We start from the raw sequence: 26,978 nt of genomic DNA, 5'->3' as shown, positions 1-26,978 counted from the left end.
GGATTGTCTCGGACGTGACGGCTATGGCAGACGTAGAGGCGGAACTCCGCCAGCAGTTCACCGACGCGTTCAGTGGCGCAGACTTTCCCGTGAGCAGCCAGATGGATCTCGTCCCCGCGCTCCCGAACGGTCCGGGCACGAAGTTCGAGGCCGGCGACGTGACGCTCACCGCGATGGAGATGGCCGCGAAACTCGGCAGTCACCAAGACTTCCCCTACAACGACGTCGAATCGCTCGTCGACGACGTCATCGAGGGGCTCAAAGCCGAAGGGATGATTTGACGCCGGCGGCGATCAAACCGACAAATGCCCGTCTGAACGTGATCGCGGCGCTCGCAGGTAGCTTTTTATTCGTCTATCGCTAACGTTTAATTTGGTATGTGTTACCATACCCGGCGGCGAGAGGCGCTGGCGAGGTTGGAACACGAGACTGGCCCGAGAGAAGCGACCGAGGACCGCACCGACGCGCGCGAATCGGACGACGACCACGACCCGACCGAAGAGCACCAACCCGAGAACCCGACTCCGGACCGGACGCGACGTCCCGAACCGGTCGGCTTCGCCTGAGACCGACCCGGTTCGGCCCCGGCTACGTTTTTACTTCCCCAGACGCCCGACGACGAGCGGCCGCCAGTAGAGGAGCGCGACCGTGACGAGGAAGACCGCAGTCGAGATGTCGTAGGAGAAGTCGAACGTGGCGGCGACGACCGCCGATCCGCCGCCGGCGACGCCGGAGAGCAGTGACGCGAGGATCGGCCACGAACAGGAGACACACGAGAAGAGGCCGACGATACCGGAGACGGCGGCACCCGCGGCGTCGATCACGGTCGCGTACACCAGATACGCCAGCGCGAGGTAGCCGACGACGCGGGCGGGCATCAACACGAACGCCGCCCACGGAGTCCAGAGGATGGGTGCGGGTCCCCAGCCCGGTGCGAGCGTCGCCAGCCGGATCCCGAACTCGCCCGCCCCGGGGCGCATCGCGGTGACGACGACCCCGCCGGCGACCGCGAGGGCGACGAAGTACAGCCCGGCGACCACGAGCGCGCGCCGGCGGGTCCGATCATCGGTCGGCTCGGGGTCGGTCTTCCAGAAGACGAGGAATCCGACGAAGATCCACAACAGCCCGTACACCGCATAGCGCGGTTGGGTGACGGTGATCCTCGCGAGCAACACGTACCCGATCGCCAGCGCGGCTAGCGTGTTGCCGACGAGCGCACCGTAGAGGAGGTCATTCGCGTCGATATCCCGTACGTGCGCAGTCGTCGACATCTCACACCACCAGCGCGTCGACGACGACAGCGAGCAGGAGCGCGCCGAGGTACGCGTTCGACGCGTGGAACGAGCGGAACGCGGCCGACTCGTCCTGTTCGTAGTGCAGGCGGACGGCGAAGTAGAGGAACAGGCCGCCGAAGACGACGCTCGTGAGCGCGTACAGCAGGCCGAGGGCGTTCATCGAGGCCAACGCGCCGGCGGCGACGAGCGTGGCGGCGAGGTACCACAGGACGTGTTTTCTCGTTTCCGTCTCGCCTCGGACGACCGAAATCATCGGGAAACCGCCGCGCTCGTAGTCGTCTTTGTACGCTAAGGCGAGGTTGTAAAAGTGCGCGGGCGTCCACAGGAAGATGACCGCCGCGAGCGCGAGCCCGCCGAATCCGATGTCGCCTGCGACGGCCGCCCAGCCGATGAGCGCCGGAAGCGCCCCGGCCGCACCGCCGATGACGGTGTTCTGGACCGTGTTCGGCTTCAAGAGCAGCGTGTAGACGACGCTGTAAAAGAGGATCGCGGCGACCCCGAGAACGGCCGCGAGGACGTTGACCCACGCGAACAGCGCGACCGACCCGGCGGCCAAGAGGAGTCCGAACGCCAGCGCGTTGCGCACGGGGACGAGGTCGGTCGCGAGCGGGCGGTCGCTGGTCCGCTGCATCCGTCTGTCGATGTCGCGCTCGAAGACGTGGTTGAACGTCCCCGACGCCCCGATCGAGAGCACGCCGCCGCCGAGCGTCGCGAGCACGACGGGCACGGTCAGCCCGCCGGTGGTCGTCGCCGCCAGCGCCATCCCGGCGGCCGCGACGAGACAGAGCAGCCACATCAGTCGGGGCTTGGTCAGCCGGAGGTACGCTTTCGCCGTCGCGACGAGTCGCTCCCGGCGGTCGGTCGGGACCGTCGGCTCGTACGTCGTCTCGACGGGCGGAGAGAGGTCGACACTGTCGACCGGCTCCTCGTTCGGGTCGCCGGTCTCCGCCTCCAGCGTCCACGCGAGCGCGGCCACGAGCGAGACGAAGATCCCCGTTCCGACGGTCAGATGGACCGCAGAAAGCGTCGCGTTCGCGCCGCCGAGGGCGACGAGCGCTCCGAGGCCGGCCTGCACGGGATAGAGCACGCCCGCCAGTAGCATCGAGCCGAGAACCCGACGGCTCACGTTCGCTCGGATGCCCGCGACGATCGTCGCGACGCCGAGCAGCCCGACGGCGACCGCGCCGATCCGGTGCCCGAGCGCGAGCCATCCGACCGCCGAGTCCGGCGTCGTCCATCCGTTCCCGCACGCGGGCCACGCCGCACACGACGCGGCGGCGTCCGTCAGCGCGGTCGTCGCGCCGACGAGCAAGAGGAGATAGACGCCGATAGCCGTCGCCGCGAGCAGGCCGTGAAACCGATTGTGGGTTGCGGTCGACGGGTTGTGAGTTGCGGTCGACGCCACGAAGTACACCTACGCGACGTTGGAGATCACCGTACTTAGAAACCCCGCTTTCGGGGGCAACCCGCGGGGCCGGACGGGGGCGTCGATGGCGAAAGTCAGCAACTATTTACGTTGCAGTTCCCAACTCCAGATCGATGCGAAAGACGCGTTTGGCACTCGTTTCACTGCTCACGGTTCTGGTGGCAGGCCTCGCTGCGGACCCGGTCGCCGCGCAGGCGTCCGCCAGCGCGGAGCTCATCAACGGGCTGAACGGGAAGCTGCTGTACATCGCCGTTCCCGTGACGCTGCTCGTCGAGGGCATTCTGATCTACACGATCGTAAAGTTCCGGAACAACGACGACCCGTCGCCGACGAAGGAAAACCGGCGCTTGGAGATCACGTGGACGATCGCGACGGCGGTCATCCTGCTCTTCGTCGGCGTCGCCTCCTACGGCGTGCTCGCCAACGAGAACGTCGCCGGCCCGCCGCAGGTCGAGGACGCCTCCGGCGAACCGGTCGTCGTCCACGCGGAGGCGTACCAGTGGGGCTGGGAGATGTCGTACCCAGAGAGCGGTAACTTCTCGACCGGCACCGAGATCGTCGTGCCGGAGGACCGCCCGGTCGTCATCGAGGTGACCTCGCGGGACGTGATCCACGGGTTCCACGTGCCGGAACTGGCGCTCAAAGTGGACGCGATGCCCGGTCAGGTGAACACCGTCCGGACCGTTCCGTACGAGGAGGGTACCTACCAAGGCTACTGCACGGAGTACTGCGGCGTGGCGCACTCGCAGATGTACTTCACGCTCGATGTCGTCTCTCAGGATGAGTACCAAGACTGGCTCGACGAACAGCAGAACAGCAGCGAAGAGTAACGATTCCGGCCGCTCGGTCCGATCGCACATGTCTCTTCTGCCCTTCTGACCGATTCGTCTACCTGCTCTGCACCCGTCGATATCCGTCGTCACGCCCGATACCGCCGGCACGTTAATATTGTAAATCGTCCTAGGTTTAGGGGAGAATGACGACCGAGTTCCAGCAGCGCGAGGAGGGCGGGGACAGCTACCACCCGTGGGTCGCCGCCGTCGTCGCTGGGCTCGTGGCGGGGACGGGGATGGGCCTGATACTGTCGGTCGGGACGCGGCTGTTACCGCTCATCGGGGCCCTCTACGGGATGGGATCGTTCGTCGGCGGGTGGGTCGCCCACCTCGCGAACAGCGTCGTGTTCGCGCTCGTCTTCGCGGCCGTCCTCTCCCGGCCGATCGTCCGTCGAGAGTCGATGTCGCTTTCGACGTACGTCGGGTTGGGCGTGGGCTACAGTGCCTTTCTGGGCCTCGTGACGGGCGGAGTGATCTTTCCGCTTTGGGTGAATGCCGGCATCGACGCGGGACTGCCTCTGCCGTTCGTCCCGATTCCCGGACTCGGCGGTTTCGGGTCCGCACTCGCATTCGGCTTTGCACACATCGTCTACGGTGTCATCCTTGGTCCGGTGTACGCGCTCGTGAGCCGATCGGTTCCCACACGACCGTAACGACCGGTGGCGACGGTGCGGACGGACAGTCGGCGGCTACGCGCTCGAATCGGCGTCGGACACCGATCCCTCGGGATTCGACTCGTCGTCGCAACCCCGCGATTCGAGGATCCGATCGACGATCCGGCCGGTCGACAGCAACTCCTCGTCGTAGCGCTTCGGTCTGGCCGACGCCCGCGCGACCTCGCAGTCGAGTCCGCGCGCGGCGAGCGCGTCGCGGATGGCGTCGTCGTCGTGGTGTTGATCGTGGCCGAGAACGATCACGTCGGGGTCGATGCGCTCGATCGGCACGAAGATGTCCTCGGTGTGGCCGAGGTGGGCCTCGGTCACGACCTCGAGGGCGTCGATGACGTCGCGCCGCTGTCGGTCGGGGAGGACGGGCGGTTCCTTGTGGGTGACGTTCTGTCGCCGGGCGACGATGACGTGCAGTTCCTCCCCCATCGCGGCCGCCTCCGAGAGGTAGTGAATGTGCCCGGGGTGAACGAGATCAAATGTCCCCTGCGCGACGATGCGGCGCGTCACCAACGGTCCCTCCGGGTGTCGGTCTCGGTGTAGTCGATGTCGAGGTCGGCTTCGGTGAAATCGAAGAACTCCTCGGGGTCCGGGAGGTCGATGTCGAGCACTTCGAGGTCGCGGACGTCGCCGTTCTGGTCGAACGCCTTCCAGTCGTGCGGGCCGTACGGGTGGCCGAGGATGATGTGGACCTCGCCCTGTCCGAACGTGTCGAGGTCGGCGTCGCTCGGTCTGAGAACGCCGTTCGGATGCGAGTGAATCGATCCCACCGAGTGGTGGTCGTTCGGAATCATGTTGTTGTCGACGGTGGCGCTGACCGGGTTCGATCGCGTCCCCGGGACGATCAACACCTCGGTAATGACCGTTCCGGAGCGGTCCAGATCGAAGTTGCTGGCGTCCTCGCCACGGAGAAATCCCATATACTCGTCGGGGTGGGTCTCTTGGGAGGCCTCCCGTGCGAAGTCGAGTGCGTCGGCAGCGATGCCGAGCACGCCGCTCGACCGGAAGAGTCGCATAGCCGGACCTCGGTGTCGTCTCCTTCTAAAGGTTTCGAGGGCGACGTCAGTTCGCCGAAGCGGGGCGCTCGGTGGCGATTGGAGAGGATCGTTCGCCGGCAATTGTAAAGTCTTAACCGCGACGCACCACTTTCTGCCAGTATGACTGCCGAGAACGCCGGGGATTCCGGCGGCGAGTCCGCTCCGAATTCGGAGGGCGACGCGCGACCTGTCGTCTACGATCTCGCACCGAACTGCACGCTCGAAGACGTCGAGGCGGGCGCGCACTACCAAGCCGTCGTCAACGGCGTCGTCGAGTACGGCATCTTCGTCGACGTCTCCGACGAGGTGTCCGGGCTCGTTCACGAGTCGAACCTGAACCGCTCCTACGAGGTCGGCGACCGCCTGACCGTGACGCTCGAAGAGGTCAAGGAGAACGGCGATCTCGCGTTCGACGTCTTCGAGGGGTCGACGTACCAGACGGTCGTCGTCGATCACGAGCCCGACATCACGCCGATCGAGGACCTGAACGCGGGCGACACCGTCCACGTCGAAGGGCAGGTCGCACAGATCAAGCAGACGGGCGGCCCGACGCTCTTCCGCGTCGTCGACGAGACCGGAATCGTCTCCGCGGCGGCGTTCCACGAAGCTGGCGTTCGTGCCTACCCCGCGGTCGACGTCGAAGACGTCGTTCGCGTCGGCGGGACGGTCGAATCACACGACGGCTCCGTCCAGATCGAGGTCGACTCGCTGACCCGCCTCGACGACGAGGCGGCTATGGAGGCCCGCCAGCGCCTCGACGCCGCACTCGACGAGCGCGCTTCTCCCGTGAGCGTCGAACCGCTCGTCGAGTGGCCCGCCTTCGAGAAGCTCCGAGAGGACCTCGAAGACCTCGCGCAACTGCTTCGCCGGACCGTCCTCGAAGGGCGGCCGATCCGCGTCCGTCACCACGCCGACGGGGACGGGATGTGCGCGTCGGTCCCCGTTCAACTAGCGCTTTCGAACTTCATCGAATCCGTCCACGACGACGCGGGTGCCTCGCGACACCTCGTCAAGCGGCTCCCCTCGAAAGCCCCCTTCTACGAGATGGAAGACGTCACGCGCGATCTGAACTTCGCGCTCGAAGGACGCGCCCGCCACGGCCAGCGCCTCCCGTTCCTCCTGATGCTCGACAACGGCTCGACCGAGGAGGACGTCCCCGCCTACGAGAACCTCGCGCACTACGATATGCCCATCGCGGTCGTCGACCACCACCACCCCGACCCCGACGCCGTCGAAGACCTCCTCGACGCGCACGTCAACCCCTACCTCTACGACGAGGACTACCGGATCACCACCGGGATGATGTGCGTCGAACTCGCGCGGATGATCGATCCCGACCTCACCGACGACCTGCGGCACGTCCCCGCCGTCGCGGGACTCGCCGACCGCTCGAAGGCCGACGCGATGGAGAAGTACATCGCGCTGGCCGAGGCGGAGGGCTACGACCGCGACCGCCTGCTCGACGTCGGCGAGGCGCTCGATTACGCCGCCCACTGGCTGCGCTACAACGACGGCCAGTCGCTCGTCAACGACGTGCTGAACGTCGGCTGCGACGACGAGTCGCGGCATCGAGAGCTCGTCGAGTTCCTCGCGACCCGCGCCGAGCGCGACGTCGAACGGCAGATGGACGCCGCCGCGTCGCACCTCGAACACGAGCGGCTGGCGTCGGACGCGCACCTCTACACCGTCGATCTCGACGAGTGGGCGCACCGCTTCACGTACCCCGCACCGGGCAAGACCACCGGCAAGCTCCACGACCTGAAGGTCCGCGAGCACGGCGAACCGGTCATCACGATCGGCTACGGGCCGGACTTCGCGGTCCTCCGCTCGGACGGCGTCCGCCTCGACATCCCGCGGATGGTCGCCGAACTGAACGAGGAGGTCGTCGGCGGCGGCGTCTCCGGCGGCGGCCACCTCGTCGTCGGGTCGATCAAGTTCGTCAAGGGGATGCGCGAGGACGTCATCGACAGCCTCGTCGAGAAGATGGCCGAGGCCGAACTCGACGAGGAGCTCTCCTCGCAAGCGATCGTCGACACCGAGGTCTGAGGCCGCATCCGCGGGACACCCGTCATTCGAATCTCACCGTCCGCCGGAGCAGCGACCCCGCGATCGCGACACCCGAAAGCGCCCCGAGCGCCAGCGTCGTCCGCGTTTTCCAGTCCGACTCCGGCGCGCCGGTCCCGCCGTCAGCGTCGGCGGCGGACGCCTTCCAATCAGCGACGAACGTCTCGCCGTAGTACGCCCCCGGTTCCGTGCCATCGAGCGCGAGGACGACTTCCCTGTTCTCGGTCGTCGCGTGCGCGTTCCAGTTGAGACTGCCGACGAGCACCGTCTCGCCGTCGATCACCGCGCCTTTCGCGTGAATCTTCCCGAATCGGCCGCTCGGTTCGGCGATTCGCGCCTCGATCGGGAGGCCGCGTTCTCCGAGCGCGTCCGCCTGCTCGAGGACCGCCCGGTTCGACTCTCGGTCGTACCACGCGTTCGAGAGCAGAATTCGGACGCGGACGCCGCGCTCGGCGGCGTCGACGAGCGCGGCGAAGTACGCCCCGTCGGGATCGAGTCGGGGCGTGAGAACGTCGACGCGCTCCTCGGACGCCGCGATCGACTTCCGAACCGCCGCGCCCGCGTTCCCGGGCGCGGTCAGGACGCGAACCTCGTCGACGGCGACTGTTTCGGGCTCGAACTCGGCGTCGAACGAGCCGCTCGCTGGCGATTCCTCGACGAACGTCGCGTTCGTCCGATACCGTCGCCACGGGAGGGCGTCGATCCCGTCGGCGTCGTGGGTGAAGACCGCGGCCAGTTCGTCGGCCGTCGCTTCGGAATCGACGCGCACGCCCCAGCCGCGACTGTTTCTCCCCCCGGTCCCCGACGGTTTCCAGTTCTCCGTCATCACCAGCGCCGCGCCGTCGGCGACGGCGTATTTCGGATGGTGAAAGACGAACCGAGCGTACGGGCCGGCGATCACGCGGACGTCGACCCCGCCGGCGACGAGTCGGTCGAGTCGCTCGCGCTGGGCGGTCGTCATCCCGCCGACCGGCCCGCCCTCCAGCAACACGCGGACACGAACACCGCGGTCGGTGGCCGCGAGCAGAGCCTCCGTTGCTCTCGGTGACGTGAACGTGTACCCCGCGAGCAGGATCCGCTCGTCGGCCCCTTCGAGCGTCTCGATCGGCACGTCGGGCGCGTCCGGGAGCACGAACGCCGTCGCGTTCGCCGGGCCGGTCGCGACGACCGGGCGCGGCGTCAACCCCCGCGGCGTCCACCCGTTGGTGGAAGCGTTCAGCCGCTCTCCCTCCCGCGATCGCCCGTATTCGAGTCGATCGACGGCGACCCCGTCGCGACGGAGGACGAGCGTTTCGCCCGCGTTCGAGAGGGCGAGCCCGGCGTCGACGACGGGGACGTCGACGAGTTCGCGCGTCGCGTTCGGAGCCACGGAGAGGGCGACGACGCCGTCGGGCGGGATCGGGACCGTCGACTCCCCGTCCGACAGGGTCAGATTCGACGCGCCCGCGGCATCGACGACGACGTACTCGCCGACATCGTCGGCCGCGACCGGATCCGGAAAGACGGCGACGATCCGCGGGGCGTCGTCGGTGACGGCAGTCTGCACTGCTGCGTCGGTGCCGACGACCCGCGGTTCAGCGTCGGCTGAAACGACACCCGCAGAGGAGATCACCGCGAGCGCGACGACGACTGCGAGAAAGAGCGCGCGCACGGCGCGGTCGCTCGGCGGTCGCGTCGCTTCGGGCTCGGGACGACGCTGTCGCACTCGGCGTGACACGGGGCCTCTGGTCCCCTGTTCGGATATAAACCCTCGCCGGTCGAAAAGAGAGAGACCGCCAAGGGAGGAACCGTCCTCGTTACGCCGTCGGCGCTTTGGTGTCGCTCTCGCCGAGCGTGGCGACCGCGAGTTCGGCCTCGTGCTGGACGAGGTAGGAACGTTCGTCGGTGTACTCGGCGACGGCTTCGAGCGCGTCCTCCGTACCGATCTGTCGCAGTGCCCACGCGGCGGCCGCGCGGACGGTTTCGCTGTCGTCTTCGGCCAGCGTGTCCGTGAGTGGATCGACCGCGCGGGTGTCGCCGATCAGGCCGAGCGCGCGGGCGACGTACGGCCGGACGTTGTCGTTGTCCATCTCGAGTTTGTCCGCGATCGCTTGGGTCGCCTCAGTCGAGCCGACCTCGCCGAGCGCGCGGAGCGTCACCTTCTGGAGCGCCGGGTCCGAATCGGCGTCGACGTACTCGACGAGCGTCTCGACGGCCTCCTCGGCACCCTCGCCCATCCGACCGAGCGCCGTGATCGCGGGCTTGTCGCGGCGCTGGGCGAGTTCGTGCATCTCCTCGAAGGCCTCGGGGTTCGCCATCCGGATCAGCGCGTCCATACAGTGCTCCTGCATGAACTCCGACTGGAGCTTCTCCTTCGCGAGCAGGATCATATCGACGCGGTCGCGCTTCTCCCACTCCTTGAGCGCCGACAGCTCCGGCGGGTAGTCCTTGTAGTGCCCGAGGACGTCGTAGAATCCCTCTGCCATCAGCTGTTCGTTGACTTCCAGATCGTCCCACTCTTGGGCGTCTTCGAGCCCGGATTCGAGCTCGTCGGTCGCGTCGATCAAGGACGCGATCGTGTCGGCGTCCTCGTCTGCGTCGAGGTCCGCGTCCTCGACGGCCGCGATGGTTTCCTCAAGCGCGTCGACGAGCGCTTCCTCCTGTTCCTCGCCGCTTGCGTCTTGGTCGACGGCGATATCGACGTCGAGTGTGCTGCCGACGCTGTCGGCGAACGCCGCCACGACGTCGACGATCTCGCCCGCGCCCTGCTCGGTCCAGCGCGTGTCGGTGATCTTCGAGCGGGCGGCCTCGACATCCTCGACGACGTCTGTGGCGTAGGGACCGCGCTTCGATTCGAGGTCGTCGCGGAGCTCCGAGACGCGCGATTCGAGCTCCTCTCGCGGGTCTTCTGCGTCCTCGTCGTCCTCGTCCGGTTCGGGCAGGTCGGCGGCTTCGAGATCCGACTCGATCCCGTCGAGATCTGCTTCGACGTCGTCGAGGTCGGCCTCGGTCTCGGCGTCTTCGAGGGCGGATTCGACGCCGTCGAGGCGCTCGTTCAGGGTGTCGGGCGTCACGTCTGCGGTCTCGTCGGACGCCGCCGCGTCGGAATCAGCGGCCGTCTCGTCGTCCCCGTCGCTCATATGGCTGATATCCGTCCGTACCCGAAAAGAGCGTTTCCCTTCTCGTTTCTCGGTCCGGTCGTCGCGCTTCACGGCGATCGGCACGTTCTAAGTCGGTCCGGCCGCATCTCCCGGCAATGACGTCGCCGACTGAGGGCAGTGTCGAGGAGAACGACGAGGCCGACGACTGGGACTCGAACGCCTACGACGGCTCACACTCGTTCGTCTACGAGTACGGAGCCGACGTCGTCGACTTGCTCGATCCGAGGCCGGGCGAGCGAATCCTCGATCTAGGTTGCGGAACCGGTCACCTGACCGACCGCATCGCCGACGCGGGCGCGGAGGTGGTGGGGATCGATCAGTCCGAAGAAATGATCGAAACCGCCCGGGAGACGTACCCCGACCTCGCGTTCCGGCGGGCGGATGCCCGCGACTTCGTGGTTGAGGAGCCCTTCGACGCGGTCTTCTCGAATGCGGCGCTACACTGGATCGACGAGCAGGACGCCGTCAGCGAGGCCGTCGCTGACGCGCTCGCCCCCGGCGGTCGCTACGTCGCCGAACTGGGCGGGAGCGGAAACGTCGCTAGAATCGTCGCCGCCGTCGCCGCGGAACTGAGAGAGCGAGGGTACGAGCCCGCGTCGGAGCCGTGGTACTTCCCGACCGTCGGCGAGCACGCGACGACGCTGGAGGCGCACGGTTTCGAGGTCCGCTACGCGCGGCTCTTCGACCGGCCGACCGAACTCGAAGACGACGACGACGGAATGGCCGCGTGGATCGGGATGTTCGGCGACCGACTGCTCGCGGACGTGCCCGAAGACGAGCGCTCGGCCGTCGTCGCCGACGTCGAGGACCGACTGCGCGGGGATCTCTACGACGCCGACGCGGGAGCGTGGACCGCCGACTACCGACGGCTTCGGTTCGTCGCCGTGTTCGACGCGTAGACCAGAGCCGGAGCGGCTGGGCTCACCCCTGCGTCTCCAGATTTCACTCCGCAGTCTCCAGATACGTCTCCGCGAGCGCGTCGAGCGCCTCGTGGTGCTCCGTCGTGTGCGGCGCGGTGAGCGGTGAAACAGACACCCGACCCTCGACGACGGCCCGCCGGTCGGTTCCCGGGGGGTCGGGGAGCTCGCCCGAACGCATTCGGTCCCAGATGCCGTCGTGCAGCGTCACCGTGCCGTTGCCGTCGTGTTCGGCGGTCATCTCGTACAGCGTCGAGGGCGCGGTGATCTCGATCGGAGCGGGGTCGTCGCCTTCGGCCAGCGGCGCGTTGACGTTCAGGTACTCCGCCTGCTCGAACACGCCCGCGTCGAGCGCGTGTCGGAGGAGGTACGTCGTCGCGCGCGACGCGTTCCGGAAGTCGTCGATCTCCGTGGCCTGCTCGTGCCACGGCGTGTCGCCGCCGCCCGGGACGTACAGCGACGCGGCGATGGCCGGAACGTCGAAAAAGGCGGCTTCGACCGCCGCGCTCACGGTTCCAGAGCGGCCGAGGACGTACGCGCCGAGGTTCGCGCCCTTGTTGCAGCCGGCGACCACGGCGTCGACGTCGGAACAGAGCGATTCGAGCCCGGCGACGACGCAGTCGGCCGGCGTGCCGTCGACGGAGTAGCCGAGTTCGTGGTCGCGCACGCTGAACTCGTTCGAGAGCTGGCGTCCGACGGCGCTCTGGTCGTCGGCGGGCGCGACGGCCGTCACCTCGGCAAACTCGGAGATGGCCTCGTACAGCGCCCGGAAGCCGACGGCGTCGATGCCGTCGTCGTTCGTGAGGAGGACCGAGAGGTAATCGCTCATAATCGCTGCTTTGCGGGAGGAAAGAAATGTGTACCGCTCGGACGGATCGCCGTCGGCGTTTTCGTGCTCAGGCGACGCGGTCGACGAACGTCTGATCGTCGACCACGAGGTTGTACGCGCCCTCGTCGCCGTTCCACAGGCAGAGCACGTTCTCGAACGCGAGGACGTCACCGTAGTCTGCGAGCAGCAGCGCCTCGTTCAGCGAGTCTCGGGTCGTCGAGACGGCGTAGTGCTCGACGGATTCGCTCCCATCGCCGATCTTGAAGAGCGGATTTCGACCCTCCGAGTCGGTCAAGTCGCGGCTCAGTTTGACCGTCAAGAGGTCGATCCGGTTGGTGACGTGTCGCTCCATCTCGGCCATTTTCGCGTGTCGGTCGGGGTCGGCGCGGACGTCCGCGCGGCGCGTCCCGTCCGGTCGGACGATCGCGTAGGAGAACTGTACCGTTTCGTTCGTGAACGTGCCGTCGCCCGGTTCACGGCCGCTGGCGCGATCGCCGTCGGTGCCGTCGTCGCTTTCGCCGGCCTTCTCGACAGCGTCCGCCTCCCCCGCCTCGTCGAGCCGACGCTGGAACGCCGGGGCCGCGATGTCGTCGCGCCGGTCGAACGACCAGCCGCGGTCGCTCGGCGCTTCACCCGGCCACAGTCGGAGCGTCGGCGCGTAAACCGAGTGCGGGGAGTCGGCGGGAACGAGCGCGCGCTCGACCTCGCGCAGTCCGATGCTCGTGTTCCGATCCGCGGGCGCGAGGGCGACGAACGAGCCGTCGTCGGCGACGCTGTCGAGATAGCGCGCGGCGACCGCCTCGGGCTCGTCGAGTTCGCTCAACACGTTCGCGAAGAGGACGAGGTCGATCCCGGCCTCTCCCGCGATCTCGTCGGGGTCGAACGCCTCGGCGGTCTCGCGGTGGATCGTCGTCCGGAAGTTTTCGCTCGTCTCTTCGAGCATCCGTTCGAGGACGTCGGCCGACGCCGACGGCTCCACGGCGTGGTAGTCGACGACGGCGTCCTCGGGGAGGTACTCGGAAATACCGAGGGCGGGACCGCCCGCGCCAGCGCCGACGTCGAGGACCCGGAGCGTCCGCGGGAGCAACGCCCGCTCGGCGAGGTCGTCGAGGACGTACCCGATCGCGGCGTAATAATCGGGCAGATGGTAGATCGCATACCCCAGCGCGGCCACCTCGTCGTACTCGACGGCGTTCTGCCGGTAGTAATCCTCCTTCAGACGGCTGATCGTCTCTCGGAGTCGCCTCCCGCTCTCGCCGCGGTGCCAGTTCGCGCCGTAGCGCTCGACGAGCAGGTCTTCGAGGGCGAAGGCGTACTTCTCGGGGAACGTTTCGGGGTTCCAGCCGGGCTGCGGCGCGGGTTCCTCGCTCGCGGGGACGAACGTCCCGTCGTCGCGCTCGCGGATGCGGAGGTCGAACGCCTCGGCTCTGAGGGTCCGTCGGACGACTGCGGGGTGTGGCGTGCCGTCGACGTACTCGTGGATCTCCTCGGGGTCGATCGGGCGGACGTTACGGAGGTACTGCGCGTTCGCGCGGACGGCGTCGCGGTCGATCACGAATCCGTCTCCTCGCCGCGGTGGCGACGCCCGGCCTCGTCGTACAACTCCTCGAACGCGTCGCCGTCCGCGTCGGCGATGCGTCGTGCGGCGTCTGCGACGTCGTCGGCACCCTCGAACGACTCCTGAATCTCCCGATAGACGCGCGGCGTGCCGTCGGTCACGGTTCCGACGAGATCCGCGAGCACTTCCGAGACCGGAGTCGCGAACTCTTCGCGGACGTCCTCTGCCGCGAGCGCGTAGGCCAAGACCGCGGTGTGTGCGCCCGCCTGCACCGTCTCCATCGCCGAATCGTGCTCGTCGGGGTCGGTCTCGAAGACGTGGTTCCCGGCGTCGCCGATCTCATCCAGTACGGCGTCCGTTACCGGCCCCGTGGCGTCGACGACGGCGGCGACGTTGCCCGGCGCGTTCTCCGGCGCGAAGAGCGGGTGCAGACTCACGCGCTCGCGATCGGGGAGGTACGCGCGCATCGCGGCCACGGGGCCCTCCATCACGCCGGTCACGTCGATCATCGCGCGATCGGCGCGATTGGCGTGGGCTTCGATTGCCGCCTCTGCGGCGGTGATCGGCACCGCGAGACAGACCGCGTCGAACGTCTCGTCGGTGTCGAGTGCGACGGTGCGGCCGCCGACGTCGTCCGCGGCGCTCGCTGCCGCGGTCGCGTCTCTGTCGGCGAACGCGATCTCGAACTCCGTCGTGAGCGTTTCGCCGGCCCAGCGACCCATCGCGCCGGCCCCGACGACGAGTACCTCCATCGCCGCCGACTACGCGCTGCCGCACTCAAAAGGGGTTCGGTGCGACGGTCGACCGTGTTCGATCGCACGGCCGGACTGTCGATTCCGACGCCTGCGACTCGTTTCGTGTTACGACGCCGACACCGAATTATCTGTTTTGATACTCCGATACGTATGTTTAACCGGTGAGCCGAAAGTACCCCTGTTGGGGGAACGGAATCTGCACCGTAACGGCACCGAACGGTCGATCGCATCGAGGGGGCCCTCCGCTGACACACAGATACTCGAATCTGTCCGGTATGGCGGGGAATGCGCGCGTAATCGCCCCATAACAATACGGACGTAAGGACTGCAGTCACTGATGAAATTTCCCACGGTCCCTGGGAGAGACACGCACGGTCGTCGGCTGACGTTGCCCGACGATCTCGACGGAGAGCAGACGCTCCTCGTCGTGAGTTTTCACCTGCGACAACGGACGCTCGTCAACTCGTGGCGGCAGTTCGCAAAGGAGCTGTGCGACCGCTTCGAGCACTTCGCGTACTACGAACTCGTCGTCGGAAGCTCCGGCGGGATGCTCCCGCCGAACGTCACCGGCGGGATGTCGCCGACGAACGCCCGACAGCGCGTTCACGACAACACGATCTTCCTCTCGGTCGACAAACAGGCGTTCCGGCGTCGACTCGGAATCTTGGGCGAGCAGACGATCTACGCCTTCCTCGTCGAGGACGGACAGGTGGTTCGACAGGCGGCGGGCGTCCTCACACCGAAAACGGGCGAGGCGCTCGAATCACTGCTCGAAGCCTACCGCGACGAGAAGAACCGCAGGTCGAACGGCTCCGAGAGCGCGGGCGAATCGTCGGTCTGACTCCGAACTCGCTCCGATTCTTTCTGCGTCTCCCGCCTCAGAGCTGTAGCTCGATGGGCTGTTCGGTCAGGTTCTCGTGTCCGTCCTCGGTGACGACGACGAGGTCCTCGATGCGGACACCGCCGACATCGGGGTCGTACAGCCCGGGTTCGACCGTGACGACGTGGCCCGGCTTCAACTCGCCGCCGTCGGGGGAGAGTCGCGGCAGTTCGTGGACGTCGAGACCGACGCCGTGACCCGTCGAGTGGATGAACCCGGTCTCCGCCCGCGGGTCGGATCGAAGCGTCGGCAGCCCCGCGTCCTCGTAGACGTCGCAGACGACATCGTGGACCGCCCCGCCGGTCACACCCGGTTCGATCGCGTCGATCGCGGCGTCGAGCGCTTCGCGCGTCAGCTCGAACCACTCATCGATCGTCGAACTCGGCTCGCCCCGCACGAAGGTCCGGGTCATATCCGCGTGATACTTCGTCGCCTTCGAGCGCGGGAAGATGTCGACGATGATCGACTCGTGGGGTCGGAGCGGCCCGCTCCCGCGGTCGTGTGGATCCGCGGCGTCGGTCCCGCAGGCGACGATCGTCTCGTCGAGCGCGCAGCCGTCCCGCAGGAGCGTCACTTCGATCTCCTCGCGAACGCGCTCGCTCGTCAGGATCTCACCCCCGGCGCGGAGCACGTCACCGCCATCGGGGCCGCCTGCGACGATTTCGGCCTCGCGGATGAGCTCCTCGGCGGCGTCCATCGCGGTCTCGTTGGCGCGCTGAGCCTCGCGGATGTGCTCGATCTCTGCGGGCGTCTTCTGCGCGCGGATCTCCGTTACCACGTCGTCAGTCTCGGGAACGACCCCGACGTCGCGCTCGCGGAGCCGGTCGGCGGCCCCGAGCGGGAAGCGATCGGGCGTCGCGACGCGCTCGACGCCGAGGTCGTCGAGCCACGCGGCCACGACGCGCGCGGTCGCCTCCTTCGATCCGTGCTCGGCCGCAAGCTCGCGGTAGTCGTAGTCCGCCAGCCGCGACACGTCGTCGGCGCGGCCCTCCCGCTTCGCGCGGCCGAACTCCAGCGCGGAGACGAGAAGCGCCGTCCGGTCCGGGGTGTAGACGGTCACGAACGGGTCGGGCGCGTCGAAACCCGAGAGGTATCGCTGCGTCGAATCCGAGCTATCGGCGTCGACGAGGTAGCCGTCAAGGCCCTCGTCGGCGAGGAACGAGTCGAGCGAGGAGAGGTCCGGTTCCATACCCCGTGATCGGTCGCAATCCGATAAAGAATGTCGCATCGATAACTTAGTACCACGCTCACGACGAAGACGGGTGGTATCCACGCGACGACTGCCGGAGATCCACCGGGTGGGAATGGAAGGGGCCCCGCGCTTCGTCGCTCACTCCGTTCGCTCCTGCAGTGCTCCCTTCGTCTCGCTCAGCGAGCGCGCGGGGGCTTCCGAAGTGTTCTCCTCACCAACGGTAGCCAGTCCAGTGCAAACGCTACGATAACTAATTCGTATCATCGCGATAGGACCACAACCGTATTACGGGCGCGCCGCGGTGGTTCGACTATGGCTGTCGAGAACGTCATCTGGCCGCGCTACCTCGACGCGTCCGTCTCGCGGGGCGACGGTCGCCGGGTCCCGCTCGACGACGCCGTCGAAGACCCGACGATCGACGAGATCGCCCAGGCCGTCCAACAGATCGGCTACGACGCCGTCATCGAACGCGACGTGACACACCCGCGGGAGTGGGAGGACCGCGGTCGCGTGCTCGTGAAGGGCGCGGAGGACTCGACGAAGAACGACCTCGTGCAGGCCGTCGCCGCCTACGTCGGCATCCTGCGGGACTGACGATGCAACGACTCGGAACCGTCTCGCGGACGGCGCAGAACCTCCTCATCGTCCGCTGCGACGGCGAGGAACACCCCGGAATCGGCGCGGAGGCCGTCGACGAATCCCTGTCGACTGTCGGCCGCGTCGTCGACGTTTTCGGTCCCGTCTCGCGCCCGTACGTGGCCGTCTCTCCCGCGGGCGACGTCAGCGCGGCGTCGGTCGTCGGGAAGCGCCTGTACGCGCGGTGAGCCGCGTCGGCAGGCGTACCTGTCTTCTCTCAACAGACGCGTCGGCAACCGTACCAGTCTCCGCTCAACAGACGCGGTTGGCCGGATCGTCGCCCGCGCGGATGCGACGAACGCTCTCGGCGACGATCGACGCGACGTGATCGCAGTACTGCCGCGTGGCCGACCCGGCGTGCGGCGTGACGATGACCTCGTCCATCTCCCAGAGCGGCGAGGATTCCGGGAGCGGCTCGACCTCGAACACGTCTAGGGCCGCTCCGGCGATCTCGCCGGCTTCGAGCGCCCGAACGAGGGCTTCCTGATCGACGACCGAGCCCCGTGCGACGTTGATGAGGTACGCGTCCTCGCGCATCGCGGCGAGGACGTCGGCGTCGATTAACCCCTCTGTCTCCGACGTGAGCGGCACCGCGAGCACGACGAAGCGCGCGTCGACGACCGCGGTTTCGAGCGACTCGGGCGTGAACATTCGATCGACGCCCGGCTCCGGGACGGGCGTGCGGCGGACGCCGTCGACGTCGAGGCCCAGCCCGGTGGCGCGGTCGACCACACCGCGTCCGAGGCTCCCGACGCCGACGACGCACGCGCGCTCCCCGGCGATCGTCCACGGCTCGTCCCACGCCGGCCGCGACCAGCGTTTCTCCACTTGGTTTGCGACGTGCTCGTGGAGGCGACGGGCGAACGCGAGCATGTATCCGGCGACGGTCTCGCCGATCGCGTCGCCGTGGATACCGGTACTGTTCGTGAGCAGCACGCCTTCCTCGCGGAACCGCTCCTGCGGGAATCGATCGACGCCGGCCTGCACCGAGTGCACCCAGTCGCATTCGAGGAGCGACGGCCGGTACGCGAACGTGACGACGCCGTCGCAGCGCGTCGTCGAGGTCGCATTCGAATCGGCGTCCGTCTCCGGATCCCCGTCGATCAGCACCGTTTCGACCGGGAAGTCTTGCAGCTTTTCGAGGAGTACTTCGGGCGGGAACAACGCCGACACGGAGCGGTCGACGCCGAGGACATCGAGACGCATACCCCTTCGTACGATGACCCGCCTAACGGGTGTTTCGGACGTTGCGGACGGACCATCGGGTCCACAGACCGAAACACAACCCCCATAGTTCCGCGGTCGCAACGCCCGGTATGCGAAGACGCGTCGCCGCCGGCGTCGGGTTCGCCGCCCTCCTGTTCCTGCTCGTCCAACTCGGCGCACTGGCGCTCGTGCCGACGTTCTACGAATCGGGGTACCAGACCGTCGAGGACCCCTCCGATCCGACGAACAGTCTCGTCTACATCGTCGCGATCCTCGTCGCCACGGCGGCGATGCTCGCGGCGTTCAAATACGACCTCGACTGGGTCGTCCGCGCGTTCGTCGTCGTCGCCGCCGCGTCGATCTCGTGGTACGTGTTCTCCGTGCTGCTGCCGCCTGTGGCGGCCATTGGCGCATCGATCGCGCTCGCGGCGCTGCTCGTCGTCCACCCAGAGTGGTACGTCCTCGACGCCGCGGGCGTCGTGATGGGCGCGGGCGCGGCCGGGCTGTTCGGCATCAGTTTCGGCCTCTTACCGGCGATTCTCCTCCTCTCGGTGCTCGCCGTCTACGACGCGATCAGCGTCTACGGCACCGAACATATGCTCGATCTGGCGTCCGGCGTGATGGATCTGAAGCTCCCGGTCGTGCTCGTGGTGCCGACGACGCTGTCGTACTCGCTGCGCGAGACCGACGCCGGCGAGACGGTTGCAGAATCGAAGCGCGACGGCGGTGACGACGAGACATCGGCGGCGGACGCCGACACCGATGCGTCGGTTGCTGACGGCGGCGGCGAGCAGTCCGAAGACGCCGCGGCCGACGAAGACGACGTTCGCGACGCGTTCTTCATCGGCCTCGGCGACGCCGTGATGCCGACCGTGATGATCGCGAGCGCGGCGTTCTTCCTCCCCGCGGACTTGACCCCGTCGCTCGGCGTCGCGTGGCTCCCGGCGCTGACGCTGCCGGCACTGACGGCGATGATCGGCACGTTCGCCGGGCTGTTCGTTCTGCTCTGGATGGTCCTGAAGGGACGTGCACACGCCGGCCTGCCGCTCCTGAACGGCGGCGCGATCGGCGGCTACCTCGTCGGCGCGCTCGTCAGCGGCGTGCCGATTCTCACCGCGATCGGACTGTGAGGCGTCGGGTGCGACGTCGCCGGTGATTACTCCTCGTCGCCCGTTCCCGCGCCGTCGCGGACGTGGACCGCCATCCCCGTCTCGAAGTCAGCCATCGCGTCGGCGGAGAGCTCCGCTCTCCCCACAGCGAGTACGGTGTCGTCCTCGCGGACGACAGCGACCTCGTCGCCCGGTCTGACGTCGGGGTCGACGTCGCGGACGAACTTCGCGAAGGCGTTCTTGCCGTCGCGGACGAACGGCTCGCTCTCGTCGCCGACGACGACGCGGGCGGCCGGATAGTCGAGCGCGCCGACGAGGCGTCGCCCGCCCGCGACGCCGAGGGTGAACCGGCCGTCGGTGAGGTAGGAGGCGATCCGACCGCCGGGCGCGACGAGCTGTCGCGGACGGCCGCTCGTCGACCGGTGCACCGTCAGCGACTCGTCGCCGTCGCTCGGAAAGAGCGCCTCGCCCGCGCCCGCGCCGAACTGGTAGTCGGCGATGGTCCGCAACTCCGCCAGCGTCTCGCCGTCTGCATCGCTCATACCGCGTCGTTTCCGGCGGAGCGTCAAGACAGTCGCGGTCCGCGTCGCTCAGCCGCCGACAGTCGCGGTCCACGTCGGAAGGCCGGGTCGATGAGGGCCGCTCACCCCCGACGCGACTCACAACAGGAACGTGTCCTGACGCTCCGAGAGGTCGAGGAACGTGTCGGCCGCCTCGATCAACTCCTCGGCGGTCGACTCCTTGAACGCCATCACCTCGACGCGGACGCCCTCGTGGCGGAGGTGCGAGCACAGTCTGGAAAAGTCGCCGTCGCCGGTGCAGAGGACGACCGTGTCGACGTGGTTCGCGAGCGTGACGGCGTCGAGGCTCATTCCGACGTCCCAGTCGGCCTTCTTCGAGCCGTCGCCGAACGTCTTGATCTCCTTGATCTTCGGCTCGAAGCCGATATCGACGAGCGCCTCGAAGAAGCTCTCCTCGTCCGGTGAGTCCGCGCGAACGACGTACGCGATGGCCCGCGTGAGGTCCCGGCCCGCGACGCCCTTCTCTAAGAGCGACGCGTAGTCGATGTTCCGCGAGTAGAGGCTCTGTGCCGTGTGATAGAGGTTCTGTGCGTCTGCGAGCATCGCCACCCGCTGACTCGGGTGAATCTCGGTCATACTGTCCTTGGGGACGCCTTACTACATGAATGTCCGGTCCTGTCGGTCGGAACCCTGTCGGCGATGACTGCGGCTCGTACGAACGACGAAACGTATATTATGCCGGAGCGTCCACTCTCCGGTGTGACCTGCGCCACGTCGACTTCGACGGCTTCGCTCCGTCAGGCAGCGACGCGTGGCCCTCTTTTCCGCGGTAAAAAACGCGCGCCTTCGACGCTCTGAGCGGGAGTGACATCCCCGTTCTTGGCGACCCACCGACCGAGCGCGCACCGAGATTCGATCCGGCGTTCACGGACGAACCGCCGATCGACGAACCGACAACCGATACACCCTACACGGTAGAGACCCCTACACCCCCACAACGATGACACAGATCGACTTTACCGGCGTGTTCCCCGCGATGACCACGCCGTTCGACCAAGATGGCGAAATCGACCACGAAACGCTCGCCGCGGACGCACAGCGGCTCGAAGACGCAGGCGTCGCCGGCCTCGTTCCCGCCGGATCGACCGGTGAGAGCGCGACGCTGACCCACGACGAACACATCGAGGTCGTCGAGACGGTCGTCGCGGCCGTCGACGACGTCCCCGTCGTCGCCGGCTCGGGCTCGAACTCGACCCGCGAGGCGCTGAACCTCTCGCGACGCGCCGCCGACGCGGGCGCTGACGCACTGCTTCTCATTTCACCCTATTACAACAAGCCCGAGCAGGCCGGCCTCTACGAGCACTTCCGGACGATCGCCGACGAGGTCGACCTCCCGCAGATCGTCTACAACGTCCCGAGTCGCACGGGACAGAACGTCGAGCCCGAGACGGTCGCCGACCTCGCGAGCCACGAGAACGTTCGAGCATATAAGGCCGCCAGCGGCGACGTCAGCCAGATCTCCGAAGTGATCGAGTACACCCGCGGGGAGGACCTCGCGGTGCTCGCCGGCGACGACGCGCTGACGCTGCCGATCTGCTCGCTCGGCGGCCGCGGCGTCATCTCCGTCGCGGGCAACGTCGAACCCGAGCGGAACGTCGCGCTCGTCGACGCCGCGCTCGACGGCGACCTCGAACGCGCCCGCGAGCTCCACTTCGAGCTCTCGCCGCTGTTCCGCCAGCTGTTCGTCGAGACCAACCCGATTCCGGTGAAGGCCGCTATGGAGATCCGCGGGCACAACTCCGGCGCGCTCCGCCCGCCGCTGACCGAGATCGAGCCGGAACACCGAGCGGAACTCGAACAGGTACTCACGGACCTCGACGAAGGCCGAGAAACGGAAGCCACGGAGGCCGTCTGAATGGGCAGCGGTCTCACCGTCGCGATCACCGGCGCGAGCGGTCGGATGGGCGGCGAACTGCTCACCGCCGCGGCCGACAACCACGACGTCGGCTTCGTGCTGGCGGCGAGTCGAACGCCCGAGGCCGTCCCGAGCGGCGACGCTCCGAACGCACCCGACGCGGTCGTCGCGGACGACGACCTCGGCGCGGCGTTCGCGGAACACGACGTCGACGTCCTCGTCGACTTCACCGTCCCCGAGGCGAGCGTCGAGTACCTCCGAGCGGCCGCGGACAACGGCGTCGCTGTCGTCGTCGGCACCACCGGCTACGACGAGGCGGGCGAGGCGGCGCTGGACGCCGTCGCGAGCGAGGTTCCCTTCCTGCGCGCGTCGAACTTCTCGCGGGGCGTCGCCGCGCTCCGGCGCGCGGTCCGCGAGGCCGTCGCCGCCCTGCCCGGCTACGACATCGAGGTGACGGAGACGCACCACAACGGCAAGCGCGACGCCCCGTCGGGAACCGCGCTGACGATCCTCGACGACATCGACGAGGCGCGCGGAGCGAGCGAGAGCCGCGAGGACGACGCCGAGCGCGTCCACGGCCGCGTGGGCGAGCAGCCCCGCGAGGGCGACGAGATCGGCGTCCACGCCCGCCGCGCGGGCGATGTGACCGGCGAGCACGAAGTCCTTCTCGCCGGCAACGACGAAGTACTGGAACTGACCCACCGCGCGGGTTCCCGGGGCATCTTCGCCGCGGGCGCGCTCGACGCGGCGACGTGGCTGGCCGGCCGCGACGCGGGCCGGTACGATTTCGACGAAGTCTTAGACGCCGACGGAGACGACGACGACAGAGACACTGATTCACGATGAGCTTGGAATCCGACGTAGAAGATCTGTGGCAGCGCTATCAGGACGACGAGGTCGACGCCGCGAGCGCGGGGTCGGCGGCGCGCTCGACGCTCGACGCGTTCCTCGAGGCCCTCGAAACGGGCGACGTGCGGGCGGCCGAGCAGGTGGGAGAGAGCGGCCCGGACGGTTGGGTCGTCAACGAGTGGGTCAAGCGGGGCATTCTCCTCAATTTCGGCCTGCGAGAGACGCTCCCCCGCGAGTACGGCGACGTCACCTACTACGACGTCCTGCCGCTGCGCTCGACGACGGACCTCGGCGGCCGGGGCACGCGCAACACGCCCGACGGCACGGCGATCCGCCGCGGCGCGTACCTCGGCTCCGACTGCATTATGATGTCGCCGTCGTTCGTCAACATCGGCGCGCACGTCGGCGACGGCACGCTCGTCGACTCCTGTGACACCGTCGGTTCGTGCGCGCAGCTCGGTGAGGGCGTCAAGCTCGGTGCGAACACGCTGATCGGCGGCGTGCTCGAACCCGTCGAGGACGCGCCCGTGATCGTCGAGGACGGCGTCTCGCTGGGCGCGGGCTGCCGCGTCACCTCCGGGTTCCACGTCGGCGAGAACACCGTCGTCGGCGAGAACACGCTTCTCAGCCCGCGGATTCCCGTCTACGACCTCGTCGAGGAGGAGGTCATCTACGGCGAGCTCCCGTCCGACCGCCGCGCGTTCACCCGCTACGTCGAGTCCTCGCTCGGCGACCACGACCTCTTCGAGTCGGGCGCGTACAAGCCCGCGGTCGTCGCCCTCGACATCGAGGACGACACGCTCGATAAGACCCGTCGCGAGGAGGCGCTGCGGGAATGAACGCGGGCGAGGCCGACGGCGGGCCGGCGGTCAGACGCCTCGACGCGTGGGACGAGGAGCGACTCGTCGCGCTCGCCGGGGAGTACGAGACCCCGCTGTACGTCGTCGACCTCGATCGAGTCGCGGAGAACTGCGCGCGACTGCGGAGCGCGTTCGCCGACGCGGACGTCAAGTACGCGGTGAAGGCCCACGCCGGTCAGTCCGTGTTGCGGACCGTCCGCGAGGCGGGACTCGACGCTGAGTGCGCCTCCGCCGGGGAAGTCGAGCGCGCGTTCGTCGCCGGGTTCCCCGGCGACCGGGTCCAGTACACGGCGGTCAACCCGCCCGCCGGCGACCTCGATCTCGTCGTCGAGCGCTGGCGCGAGCACCCGGAACTGACGATCACCGTCGGCGCGGAAGACACGGTCGACCGGCTCCACGAGCGCGGCTTCGACGGCCGGCTCTGCATCCGAGCGAATCCGGACGTCGGCGCGGGTCACCACGAGAAGGTATCGACGGGTGCGAACGCGAAGTTCGGGATTCCGATCGAGCGCGTCGCCGACCTCGCTACCCGGTGGGCCGAGGAGTTCGACCTCGTCGGCGTCCACGCCCACGCCGGCAGCGGCATCTCCGGCGAGGACCTCTCGGCGCACCGCGAACTGGTGCGTCGGATGGGAGACCTCGCCCGCGAGGTCGAATCGCGCGTCGGCCCGCTCGAATTCGTCGACGTCGGCGGCGGCTTCGGCGTCCCCTACGAGGAGGACGAACCGCCGCTGGATCTGGAAGCGGTCGCGGAGGCGACCCGCGAGGCGCTCGGCGAGGTCGGGGCGACACTCGCTGTCGAACCCGGCCGGTACGTCGTCGCCGACGCGGGCGTCCTCCTGACGACGATCAACACGGTCAAGCAAGCGCGCGACGCGACGGTCGTCGGAATCGACGCTGGAATGACGACGTTGCTCCGTCCGGCGATGTATGACGCGTATCACGCGATATCGAACCTTTCCGGGGCTGAGGACGCTGAACCGATCGATGTGACCGTAGCGGGACCTATATGTGAGTCCGCGGACGTACTGTGTGAACACAGACCGCTCTCGCGTCCCGACCGGGGGGACGTCTTGGCCGTCGGAAACGCGGGAGCGTACGGATACGAGATGTCGAGCACCTACAACTCCCGGCCGCGACCGGCGGAGGTCGCGCTGTCCGGTACGACCGTTCGCCTCGCCCGACGGCGAGAGACCCTGACTGACCTGACCGCACTGGAACAATGAGCGTACAGCACGACCGAGTAGCAGTAGAGAAGTACCACGGCACCGGCAACGACTTCATCGTCGTCGACGCCGTCGAATCGATCCCCGACCGCCCCGCCTTCGCGACGACGCACTGCGACCGCGAGAGCGGTGTCGACCACGAGGCCTCGAAGCGAACGGGCGCGGACGGCGTGCTCTTTCTCGCCTTGGAGCCGCAGTACTCGCCGCCGCGCGTGATTATGACGCTCGTCCAGCCGGACGGTTCCGTCGCGGCGATGTGCGGCAACGGCGCGCGCGTCGCCGCCGCGTGGGCCGCCGAACGCACCGGCTCGACCGAACTGATGATCGACACGCCCGCTGGCACGCGCCACGCGATCGTCGACGAGACCGGCGTCACCATCGAGATGGGCGAACCGAGTTTCGCTCCGCGCGATGTCCCGCTCGTCAGAGATACGGAGCTGATCGAAGAGGACGTCGAGGGACTCACCGTGACGGCGGTGAACACCGGCGTCCCACACGCGGTCGCGATCGTCGACGACGTCGACGAGGTGGATCTGGAAGCCGTCGCCCCCGCGGTTCGGCACGCGGACGTCTTCCCGGAGGGCGCGAACGTCACCGTCGCCTCGCGGGTCGCCTCCGCCGAAACCGACGAGGCAGCGTCCGACGGAGCGGACACCGACGCGGGAACGAACACGGACGGACCCCATTTCCGTCAGCGCACCTACGAGCGCGGCGTCGAGGGCGAGACGCGCTCCTGCGGCACCGGCGCGGTCGCCGTCGCCGCGGTCGCCAAGCGGCTCGGACTCATCGGCGGCGACGAGGAAGTGACCGTCAGCCCGCCCGGCGGCGACCTCCGGATCACCGTCCCCGACGGCGAGTCGGCGACGCTCGCCGGTCCCGCCGAACGGGAGTTCGTCGGCGAGTTAGCTACCGTAATGCGGTCGGTGTAGATGTCCGGAACCGTCGAAGAACCGGCGTTCGACGCCGTTTCGTTCCTCGAAGCCGCCGTCCCGATCGCCTCGAACGAGGACGTCGCCGAGATGCGCGAGTTCCTCGTCGAGACGATCGAGTCACGGGGTATCGACGCCCGCGTCGACGACGCCGGGAACACGCTGGCCTCGAAGGGCGCGACGGATCCCGAGACGCACCTCGTTTTCAACACCCACATCGACACCGTCTCGCCGCACGTCCCGTTCGAGCGCGATCAGATCGACGGCCATCTCGTCCGGATCCGCGGGCGCGGCTCCTGCGACGCGAAGGGGCCGCTCGCGGCGATCCTCTCGGCGTTTTTCGCGATCGAAACGCGCGACGACGCCCGCGTGACGCTCGCGGTGACACCCGACGAAGAAGTCCTCTCGACCGGCGCGGCCGCGCTCGACCTCGACGCCGACCTGTACGTCGTCGGCGAGCCGACCGGGCTGGACGTCTGCCCAGCGGCAAAGGGGCGCTTTCAGGGCACGCTGACGCTCACCGGCTCGGCCGCGCACGCCGCCGAGGCCGATTCGGGGGTCAACGCCATCGCCGGACTGGAAGGTGCGCTCGCGGCGATCCGAACCTTCGACGCCGGGCGCGAGTCACACTCCCAACTCGGCTCCGCGTCCCTAACCCCGACGGTCGTGTCGGGCGGCGAGTCGACGAATCAGGTGCCCGCCGCGTGCGAACTCGTCCTCGATCGGCGGAGCGTTCCGCCCGAGACGGCCGAGGGCTTCCGCGCGGAACTGGAAGCTGCGGTTCGCGAGGCCGTTCCCGACGACGTCGGCGTCGACTTTTCCCTCACCGATCGGCCGACGCCCTTCCTCGAGGCGTTCGCGACCGACGCGTCCCACGAACTCGTTCGGACGCTGGCGGACGCCTCGGAGCGGGCGGGCGGCTCGGGCGTCGTGCGCCCCTTCACCGCCGCGACGGAGGCGTCGTACTTCTCGCCCGCGCCGGTCGTGGTCTTCGGACCGGGCCACCTCGCCGACGACGAGGGGGCCGTCGCGCACGCCGACCGCGAGTACGTCGACGTCGACGACCTGCGCCGCGCTGCCGCGGCGCTGACCGACGCGACGCGGCGGCTCGTCGGTCGAGAACGCTGACGGTCGCT

General features: G+C 68.2%; 29 protein-coding genes. 16 read left to right on the top strand and 13 right to left on the bottom strand.

Annotated features, from left to right (window positions below; translation table 11 throughout):
• Positions 1-23 precede the first annotated feature (23 nt).
• Positions 24-281 (top strand): MTH865 family protein, encoded by a 258-nt coding sequence (locus U5919_RS03680; protein WP_336022188.1) that lies wholly within the window; start codon positions 24-26, stop codon positions 279-281.
• A gap of 96 nt (positions 282-377) precedes the next feature.
• Positions 378-566 (top strand): hypothetical protein, encoded by a 189-nt coding sequence (locus U5919_RS03675; RefSeq protein WP_336022186.1) that lies wholly within the window; start codon positions 378-380, stop codon positions 564-566.
• 30 nt (positions 567-596) lie between these two features.
• Here U5919_RS03675 and U5919_RS03670 read toward each other — a convergent pair whose 3' ends face one another.
• Both U5919_RS03670 and cyoE read right to left on the bottom strand, forming a co-directional pair.
• Entirely contained in the window at positions 597-1,271 is a 675-nt protein-coding gene (locus U5919_RS03670; protein WP_336022185.1) for a DUF7546 family protein, read from the bottom strand.
• A 1-nt stretch (position 1,272) separates the two neighbouring features.
• The gene (gene cyoE / locus U5919_RS03665) at positions 1,273-2,700 is read right to left on the bottom strand and encodes a heme o synthase (RefSeq protein ID WP_336022184.1); all 1,428 of its coding nucleotides are present in this window, start codon (positions 2,698-2,700) and stop codon (positions 1,273-1,275) included.
• Positions 2,701-2,834: 134 nt separating this feature from the next.
• On the opposite strand from cyoE, the gene coxB reads away from it, so the two are divergent.
• Together coxB and U5919_RS03655 are read left to right on the top strand one after the other, a co-directional pair.
• Positions 2,835-3,551, top strand: coding sequence for a cytochrome c oxidase subunit II (coxB, locus tag U5919_RS03660; protein WP_336022182.1), 717 nt, complete (start codon positions 2,835-2,837; stop codon positions 3,549-3,551).
• A gap of 146 nt (positions 3,552-3,697) precedes the next feature.
• Entirely contained in the window at positions 3,698-4,207 is a 510-nt protein-coding gene (locus U5919_RS03655) for a hypothetical protein (RefSeq protein ID WP_336022180.1), read from the top strand.
• A gap of 36 nt (positions 4,208-4,243) precedes the next feature.
• Here U5919_RS03655 and U5919_RS03650 read toward each other — a convergent pair whose 3' ends face one another.
• Complete coding sequence (locus U5919_RS03650; RefSeq protein ID WP_336022179.1) at positions 4,244-4,729, bottom strand: FAD synthase family protein; 486 nt, start codon at positions 4,727-4,729, stop codon at positions 4,244-4,246.
• On the bottom strand, positions 4,726-5,235 hold the full coding sequence (locus tag U5919_RS03645; RefSeq protein ID WP_336022178.1) for a Mov34/MPN/PAD-1 family protein: 510 nt from the start codon (positions 5,233-5,235) through the stop codon (positions 4,726-4,728). The genes U5919_RS03650 and U5919_RS03645 overlap by 4 nt, the downstream gene beginning before the upstream one ends.
• 141 nt (positions 5,236-5,376) lie before the next feature.
• Between U5919_RS03645 and han the strand changes: the two genes are divergently transcribed.
• Positions 5,377-7,302: a Hef-associated nuclease gene (gene han / locus U5919_RS03640; RefSeq protein ID WP_336022177.1), complete on the top strand. Its 1,926-nt coding sequence runs from the start codon at positions 5,377-5,379 to the stop codon at positions 7,300-7,302.
• A gap of 22 nt (positions 7,303-7,324) precedes the next feature.
• Here the strand turns inward: han and U5919_RS03635 are convergent, their stop codons facing one another.
• Together U5919_RS03635 and U5919_RS03630 are read right to left on the bottom strand one after the other, a co-directional pair.
• Positions 7,325-9,037 (bottom strand): phospholipase D-like domain-containing protein, encoded by a 1,713-nt coding sequence (locus U5919_RS03635; RefSeq protein ID WP_336022176.1) that lies wholly within the window; start codon positions 9,035-9,037, stop codon positions 7,325-7,327.
• A gap of 79 nt (positions 9,038-9,116) precedes the next feature.
• Positions 9,117-10,439 (bottom strand): HEAT repeat domain-containing protein, encoded by a 1,323-nt coding sequence (locus U5919_RS03630; protein ID WP_336022175.1) that lies wholly within the window; start codon positions 10,437-10,439, stop codon positions 9,117-9,119.
• A 116-nt stretch (positions 10,440-10,555) separates the two neighbouring features.
• Here U5919_RS03630 and U5919_RS03625 point away from each other — a divergent pair, with 116 nt between their 5' ends.
• Entirely contained in the window at positions 10,556-11,359 is an 804-nt protein-coding gene (locus tag U5919_RS03625) for a class I SAM-dependent methyltransferase (RefSeq protein ID WP_336022174.1), read from the top strand.
• A gap of 43 nt (positions 11,360-11,402) precedes the next feature.
• On the opposite strand, the gene surE is transcribed toward U5919_RS03625, so the two are convergent.
• From surE to U5919_RS03610, 3 genes are all read right to left on the bottom strand, one after another.
• Positions 11,403-12,206, bottom strand: a complete 804-nt coding sequence (gene surE, locus U5919_RS03620; RefSeq protein ID WP_336022172.1) for a 5'/3'-nucleotidase SurE — start codon at positions 12,204-12,206, stop codon at positions 11,403-11,405.
• A gap of 67 nt (positions 12,207-12,273) precedes the next feature.
• The gene (locus U5919_RS03615) at positions 12,274-13,761 is read right to left on the bottom strand and encodes a small ribosomal subunit Rsm22 family protein (RefSeq protein ID WP_336022171.1); all 1,488 of its coding nucleotides are present in this window, start codon (positions 13,759-13,761) and stop codon (positions 12,274-12,276) included.
• Positions 13,758-14,516 carry a prephenate dehydrogenase/arogenate dehydrogenase family protein gene (locus U5919_RS03610; RefSeq protein WP_336022169.1) on the bottom strand — a complete coding sequence of 253 codons (759 nt, stop codon included), beginning with the start codon at positions 14,514-14,516 and terminating at the stop codon, positions 13,758-13,760. Before U5919_RS03610 ends, U5919_RS03615 begins: the two co-directional genes overlap by 4 nt.
• A 340-nt stretch (positions 14,517-14,856) precedes the next feature.
• On the opposite strand from U5919_RS03610, the gene U5919_RS03605 reads away from it, so the two are divergent.
• Positions 14,857-15,360, top strand: coding sequence for a hypothetical protein (locus tag U5919_RS03605; protein WP_336022168.1), 504 nt, complete (start codon positions 14,857-14,859; stop codon positions 15,358-15,360).
• 37 nt (positions 15,361-15,397) lie between these two features.
• On the opposite strand, the gene U5919_RS03600 is transcribed toward U5919_RS03605, so the two are convergent.
• Positions 15,398-16,588 carry a M24 family metallopeptidase gene (locus tag U5919_RS03600; RefSeq protein WP_336022167.1) on the bottom strand — a complete coding sequence of 397 codons (1,191 nt, stop codon included), beginning with the start codon at positions 16,586-16,588 and terminating at the stop codon, positions 15,398-15,400.
• Positions 16,589-16,903: 315 nt separating this feature from the next.
• On the opposite strand from U5919_RS03600, the gene srp19 reads away from it, so the two are divergent.
• Both srp19 and U5919_RS03590 read left to right on the top strand, forming a co-directional pair.
• Complete coding sequence (srp19, locus tag U5919_RS03595; RefSeq protein ID WP_336022166.1) at positions 16,904-17,185, top strand: signal recognition particle subunit SRP19; 282 nt, start codon at positions 16,904-16,906, stop codon at positions 17,183-17,185.
• Positions 17,186-17,187: 2 nt separating this feature from the next.
• The gene (locus tag U5919_RS03590) at positions 17,188-17,415 is read left to right on the top strand and encodes an H/ACA ribonucleoprotein complex subunit GAR1 (RefSeq protein WP_336022165.1); all 228 of its coding nucleotides are present in this window, start codon (positions 17,188-17,190) and stop codon (positions 17,413-17,415) included.
• Positions 17,416-17,479: 64 nt separating this feature from the next.
• Here the strand turns inward: U5919_RS03590 and ddh are convergent, their stop codons facing one another.
• Complete coding sequence (ddh, locus tag U5919_RS03585) at positions 17,480-18,433, bottom strand: D-2-hydroxyacid dehydrogenase (RefSeq protein WP_336022163.1); 954 nt, start codon at positions 18,431-18,433, stop codon at positions 17,480-17,482.
• Positions 18,434-18,543: 110 nt separating this feature from the next.
• On the opposite strand from ddh, the gene U5919_RS03580 reads away from it, so the two are divergent.
• On the top strand, positions 18,544-19,563 hold the full coding sequence (locus U5919_RS03580; protein ID WP_336022161.1) for a presenilin family intramembrane aspartyl protease PSH: 1,020 nt from the start codon (positions 18,544-18,546) through the stop codon (positions 19,561-19,563).
• Between the two features lie 26 nt (positions 19,564-19,589).
• Here the strand turns inward: U5919_RS03580 and U5919_RS03575 are convergent, their stop codons facing one another.
• The gene (locus tag U5919_RS03575; RefSeq protein ID WP_336022159.1) at positions 19,590-20,084 is read right to left on the bottom strand and encodes a PUA domain-containing protein; all 495 of its coding nucleotides are present in this window, start codon (positions 20,082-20,084) and stop codon (positions 19,590-19,592) included.
• Positions 20,085-20,201: 117 nt separating this feature from the next.
• On the bottom strand, positions 20,202-20,699 hold the full coding sequence (locus U5919_RS03570; RefSeq protein ID WP_336022158.1) for a LabA-like NYN domain-containing protein: 498 nt from the start codon (positions 20,697-20,699) through the stop codon (positions 20,202-20,204).
• Between the two features lie 364 nt (positions 20,700-21,063).
• On the opposite strand from U5919_RS03570, the gene dapA reads away from it, so the two are divergent.
• Genes dapA through U5919_RS03540 form a run of 6 tightly spaced genes read left to right on the top strand, consistent with a single transcriptional unit; the run spans position 21,064 to position 26,970 of the window.
• Positions 21,064-21,978: a 4-hydroxy-tetrahydrodipicolinate synthase gene (dapA, locus tag U5919_RS03565; protein ID WP_336022157.1), complete on the top strand. Its 915-nt coding sequence runs from the start codon at positions 21,064-21,066 to the stop codon at positions 21,976-21,978.
• Positions 21,979-22,824 (top strand): 4-hydroxy-tetrahydrodipicolinate reductase, encoded by an 846-nt coding sequence (dapB, locus tag U5919_RS03560; protein ID WP_336022156.1) that lies wholly within the window; start codon positions 21,979-21,981, stop codon positions 22,822-22,824. It begins immediately after the preceding gene.
• The gene (locus tag U5919_RS03555) at positions 22,821-23,666 is read left to right on the top strand and encodes a 2,3,4,5-tetrahydropyridine-2,6-dicarboxylate N-succinyltransferase (RefSeq protein WP_336022155.1); all 846 of its coding nucleotides are present in this window, start codon (positions 22,821-22,823) and stop codon (positions 23,664-23,666) included. Before dapB ends, U5919_RS03555 begins: the two co-directional genes overlap by 4 nt.
• Positions 23,663-24,913, top strand: a complete 1,251-nt coding sequence (gene lysA / locus U5919_RS03550; RefSeq protein WP_336022154.1) for a diaminopimelate decarboxylase — start codon at positions 23,663-23,665, stop codon at positions 24,911-24,913. The genes U5919_RS03555 and lysA overlap by 4 nt, the downstream gene beginning before the upstream one ends.
• The gene (gene dapF / locus U5919_RS03545) at positions 24,910-25,842 is read left to right on the top strand and encodes a diaminopimelate epimerase (RefSeq protein WP_336022153.1); all 933 of its coding nucleotides are present in this window, start codon (positions 24,910-24,912) and stop codon (positions 25,840-25,842) included. Before lysA ends, dapF begins: the two co-directional genes overlap by 4 nt.
• Positions 25,843-26,970, top strand: a complete 1,128-nt coding sequence (locus U5919_RS03540) for a M20 family metallopeptidase (RefSeq protein ID WP_336022151.1) — start codon at positions 25,843-25,845, stop codon at positions 26,968-26,970. It abuts the gene before it with no gap.
• The last annotated feature ends 8 nt before the right edge of the window (positions 26,971-26,978 follow it).

The sequence above is a fragment of the Halobellus sp. LT62 genome (assembly GCF_037031285.1).
Taxonomy (GTDB): Archaea; Halobacteriota; Halobacteria; order Halobacteriales; family Haloferacaceae; genus Haloquadratum; species Haloquadratum salinisoli.
The sequence above is the reverse complement of the archived record's forward strand: the minus strand, read 5'-3'. Positions and strand labels throughout refer to the sequence as shown.

Bases quoted from the DNA above. Each gene is read 5' to 3' on its own strand.
- U5919_RS03610 (WP_336022169.1), bottom strand. From the start codon at position 14,516: ATGGAGGTACTCGTCGTCGGGGCCGGCGCGATGGGTCGCTGGGCCGGC.
- ddh (WP_336022163.1), bottom strand. From the start codon at position 18,433: ATGCGTCTCGATGTCCTCGGCGTCGACCGCTCCGTGTCGGCGTTGTTC.
- U5919_RS03575 (WP_336022159.1), bottom strand. From the start codon at position 20,084: ATGAGCGATGCAGACGGCGAGACGCTGGCGGAGTTGCGGACCATCGCC.
- U5919_RS03570 (WP_336022158.1), bottom strand. From the start codon at position 20,699: ATGACCGAGATTCACCCGAGTCAGCGGGTGGCGATGCTCGCAGACGCA.
- U5919_RS03580 (WP_336022161.1), top strand. From the start codon at position 18,544: ATGCGAAGACGCGTCGCCGCCGGCGTCGGGTTCGCCGCCCTCCTGTTC.
- surE (WP_336022172.1), bottom strand. From the start codon at position 12,206: ATGAGCGATTACCTCTCGGTCCTCCTCACGAACGACGACGGCATCGAC.
- U5919_RS03680 (WP_336022188.1), top strand. From the start codon at position 24: ATGGCAGACGTAGAGGCGGAACTCCGCCAGCAGTTCACCGACGCGTTC.
- U5919_RS03675 (WP_336022186.1), top strand. From the start codon at position 378: ATGTGTTACCATACCCGGCGGCGAGAGGCGCTGGCGAGGTTGGAACAC.
- dapA (WP_336022157.1), top strand. From the start codon at position 21,064: ATGACACAGATCGACTTTACCGGCGTGTTCCCCGCGATGACCACGCCG.
- U5919_RS03670 (WP_336022185.1), bottom strand. From the start codon at position 1,271: ATGTCGACGACTGCGCACGTACGGGATATCGACGCGAATGACCTCCTC.
- U5919_RS03605 (WP_336022168.1), top strand. From the start codon at position 14,857: ATGAAATTTCCCACGGTCCCTGGGAGAGACACGCACGGTCGTCGGCTG.
- U5919_RS03655 (WP_336022180.1), top strand. From the start codon at position 3,698: ATGACGACCGAGTTCCAGCAGCGCGAGGAGGGCGGGGACAGCTACCAC.
- U5919_RS03555 (WP_336022155.1), top strand. From the start codon at position 22,821: ATGAGCTTGGAATCCGACGTAGAAGATCTGTGGCAGCGCTATCAGGAC.
- U5919_RS03645 (WP_336022178.1), bottom strand. From the start codon at position 5,235: ATGCGACTCTTCCGGTCGAGCGGCGTGCTCGGCATCGCTGCCGACGCA.
- dapF (WP_336022153.1), top strand. From the start codon at position 24,910: ATGAGCGTACAGCACGACCGAGTAGCAGTAGAGAAGTACCACGGCACC.
- U5919_RS03590 (WP_336022165.1), top strand. From the start codon at position 17,188: ATGCAACGACTCGGAACCGTCTCGCGGACGGCGCAGAACCTCCTCATC.
- srp19 (WP_336022166.1), top strand. From the start codon at position 16,904: ATGGCTGTCGAGAACGTCATCTGGCCGCGCTACCTCGACGCGTCCGTC.
- U5919_RS03630 (WP_336022175.1), bottom strand. From the start codon at position 10,439: ATGAGCGACGGGGACGACGAGACGGCCGCTGATTCCGACGCGGCGGCG.
- U5919_RS03625 (WP_336022174.1), top strand. From the start codon at position 10,556: ATGACGTCGCCGACTGAGGGCAGTGTCGAGGAGAACGACGAGGCCGAC.
- coxB (WP_336022182.1), top strand. From the start codon at position 2,835: ATGCGAAAGACGCGTTTGGCACTCGTTTCACTGCTCACGGTTCTGGTG.
- U5919_RS03540 (WP_336022151.1), top strand. From the start codon at position 25,843: ATGTCCGGAACCGTCGAAGAACCGGCGTTCGACGCCGTTTCGTTCCTC.
- han (WP_336022177.1), top strand. From the start codon at position 5,377: ATGACTGCCGAGAACGCCGGGGATTCCGGCGGCGAGTCCGCTCCGAAT.
- U5919_RS03600 (WP_336022167.1), bottom strand. From the start codon at position 16,588: ATGGAACCGGACCTCTCCTCGCTCGACTCGTTCCTCGCCGACGAGGGC.
- dapB (WP_336022156.1), top strand. From the start codon at position 21,979: ATGGGCAGCGGTCTCACCGTCGCGATCACCGGCGCGAGCGGTCGGATG.
- lysA (WP_336022154.1), top strand. From the start codon at position 23,663: ATGAACGCGGGCGAGGCCGACGGCGGGCCGGCGGTCAGACGCCTCGAC.